Source organism: Paracoccus sp. UBA5162 (genome assembly GCF_002413585.1).
GTDB lineage: Bacteria > Pseudomonadota > Alphaproteobacteria > Rhodobacterales > Rhodobacteraceae > Paracoccus.
This window is the reverse complement of record NZ_DHXG01000053.1, coordinates 1-2,610: the sequence shown is the minus strand read 5'-3', so window position 1 is coordinate 2,610 and position 2,610 is coordinate 1. Positions and strand designations below refer to the sequence as shown.

The window sequence follows — 2,610 nt, the reverse complement described above, 5'->3', positions numbered from 1 at the left end:
GCGCCCCTGAAACAGGTCGGACGCAAGCGTGCGGACCGAGCTTTCCAGCTGGTCGGGGGCGATCGTCTGGGCCTGAACGGCGGCGGGGAGGATCGGGGCGGCGGCAAGGCTCAGAGCCAGGAGCAGGGTGCGAACAGTCATGCCGCCTGCCTTAACCCCGTGCCCGCGCAGGGGGAAGGGCTTCTAGAATTCGGTTTCCAGCTCGATCATCTCGTCGGGCTCGCGGCGCGCGGCGTTGATCCATTCGCGCATCAGCGGCCAGCTGTTGACCGTCTCGCAATAGGCGGCCGATGTCGGGCTCACCGCGACGGCGTAGGTCAGGAAGCGCTGCACCACCGGCGCGAACATGGCGTCGGCGACGGTCGGCGACGCGCCGAACAGCCACGGGCCGCCATAGCTGTCCAGGCATTCCGACCAGATCGTCTCGACCCGCTCGATATCGGGACGTGCGCCAGGGAAGACGGGGAAGCGGTCGTGCCGCACCTTCAGGTTCATCGGCAGGGCGGAGCGCAGATTGGCGAAGCCCGAATGGATTTCCCCCGACACCGACCGGCAATGGGCGCGGGCGATGCGATCGGCGGGATACATGCCGGCCTGCGGATACAGCTCATGCAGATATTCCGCGATCGCCAGCGTGTCCCACACGCTCGCCCCCTCATGCGTCAGGCGCGGCACCAGCACCGATGGCGAGAGCAGCAACAACTCCGCGCGATTGTCCGGATCGTCGAGCGCGATCATTTTTTCGCTGACTGCGAGCCCCGCCAGACGGCAAAGCAGCCATCCCCGCAAAGACCAGGAAGAATAATTGCGGCTGGAAAGAGTGAGTTGCGCGTCGGCCATGACTTTCCCCTCTCGCTATGTTCCTTTAACTCACATTTATGATGATGCAGCGCAACAGAAATTGCCTGTATAGCGTTTCATCAAGGAACCGATTCGGGTCACAGGGTCAGTATAAGGCATAATTTCGATCATGCGGATGCTCTACAGTGGTTATCAGGCCTGGAACGACATGCTGGCCCCCGCGCGGCTGGGCGCCGAATGGGCGCTGAGCCTGCGTCATACGATGGGGCCGATGGCGGACTGGGCGATGCCGCGCCGCATGTTCGCGCTGATGGACGTGTTCCAGGGCGCGAAGCTCACCCACAAGCGCCCCGCCTATGACATCCGCACCGTGCAGAGCGGCAATGCCGAAGTGGCCGTGCGCGAGGAAATCGCGCTGGAGTTGCCGTTCGGCGACCTTCTCCATTTCGCCAAGGACGAAGTGGAGGTGGAACAGCCGCGCGTGCTGGTGGTCGCCCCCATGTCGGGCCATTTCTCGACCCTGCTGCGCAGCACGGTCGCAACATTGCTGCGCGACCATGATGTCTACATCACCGACTGGAAGAATGCGCGCGACGTGCCGCTGTCGGCCGGACGGTTCGGTTTCGACGATTATGTCGACTATGTGATCCGCTTCCTGCAGGAACTGGGGGAGGGCGCGCATCTCGTCTCGGTGTGCCAGCCCTGCGTGCCCGCCATGGCGGCAGTGTCGCTGATGTCGGAGGATCAGGACAAGGCGACGCCGCGGTCGATGACGCTGATGGGCGGCCCCATCGATCCCAATGCCGCGCCGACCGTGGTCAACGATCTTGCCAATGAAAAGCCGATCAAATGGTTCGAGGAGAATCTGATCTCCGTCGTGCCCTTCCGCTATGCCGGGCGCGGCCGGGAAGTCTATCCGGGTTTCCTCCAGCTGTCGGCCTTCATGTCGATGAACATGGAGCGCCATGGCGCCCAGCATCGCGAACTCTACCAGCTGCTGGCCGATGGCAATGAAGGCGGCGCCGACAAGATCAAGAGCTTCTACCGGGAATATTTCGCCGTGCTCGACATGACGAAGGAATTCTATCTGGAAACCGTCGACATGGTGTTCCAGCGGACCTTGCTGTCCAAGGGCGAGCTGACCGTGCGCGGCCGCCCGATCAATCCGGGCGCGATCCGCAAGACGGCGCTGCTGACGGTCGAGGGCGAACGCGACGATGTCTGCGCCGTGGGCCAGACCTCCGCCGCGCACGCGCTGTGCACGGGCCTGCGCCCGCACCTCAAGCGTCATCATCTTCAGCCCGGCGTTGGCCATTATGGTGTCTTTTCCGGCAGCAAATGGGAAAAGCAGGTCTATCCGCAAGTGCGGAACATGATCCTGGCGATGAACTGAACCGCGGTTTCGGGGCGATGCAGGCCGCCGCCACGGCACAGGCGAATGCCGCCGTCCTGCGCGGCTGAGCAGGCGGCATGATGCTCGATCCGCTCTACCTCGTCTGCGCGATCATCGCCGTCGTTATTTCCGGCCTGGCGAAGGGCGGGTTCGCCGGCGTGGGGGCGCTCGCCATGCCGATCATGGCGCTGGGCGTCGACCCCATACGCGGGGCGGCGATCCTGCTGCCCATCCTGATCCTGCAGGATGCGGTGAGCGTCTGGGCCTATCGCCGCAGCTGGGACGGCGGGATTTTGAAGGTGATGCTGCCCGGCGCAGCCGTCGGCATCGCGCTGGGTTGGCTATTCGCGGCGCAAGTGTCGGAAGTGGCGGTGCTTGGCGTGCTGGGCGCAATCTCGGTGCTGTTCGGGCTGCAG

3 protein-coding genes are annotated in these 2,610 nt (G+C 64.2%); 2 read left to right on the top strand and 1 reads right to left on the bottom strand.

Annotation, left to right across the window (positions count from 1 at the left end):
• Positions 1-183: 183 nt before the first annotated feature.
• Positions 184-840, bottom strand: a complete 657-nt coding sequence (locus B4A72_RS07515; protein ID WP_228166913.1) for a glutathione S-transferase — start codon at positions 838-840, stop codon at positions 184-186.
• A 130-nt stretch (positions 841-970) separates the two neighbouring features.
• Here B4A72_RS07515 and B4A72_RS07510 point away from each other — a divergent pair, with 130 nt between their 5' ends.
• Together B4A72_RS07510 and B4A72_RS07505 are read left to right on the top strand one after the other, a co-directional pair.
• The gene (locus B4A72_RS07510; RefSeq protein WP_228166912.1) at positions 971-2,194 is read left to right on the top strand and encodes a polyhydroxyalkanoate depolymerase; all 1,224 of its coding nucleotides are present in this window, start codon (positions 971-973) and stop codon (positions 2,192-2,194) included.
• Between the two features lie 80 nt (positions 2,195-2,274).
• Positions 2,275-2,610, top strand: a 336-nt coding sequence (locus tag B4A72_RS07505; RefSeq protein ID WP_292978289.1) for a TSUP family transporter, incomplete at its 3' end; no start/stop codon positions are given.

Bases quoted from the DNA above. Each gene is read 5' to 3' on its own strand.
- B4A72_RS07515 (WP_228166913.1), bottom strand. From the start codon at position 840: ATGGCCGACGCGCAACTCACTCTTTCCAGCCGCAATTATTCTTCCTGG.
- B4A72_RS07510 (WP_228166912.1), top strand. From the start codon at position 971: ATGCGGATGCTCTACAGTGGTTATCAGGCCTGGAACGACATGCTGGCC.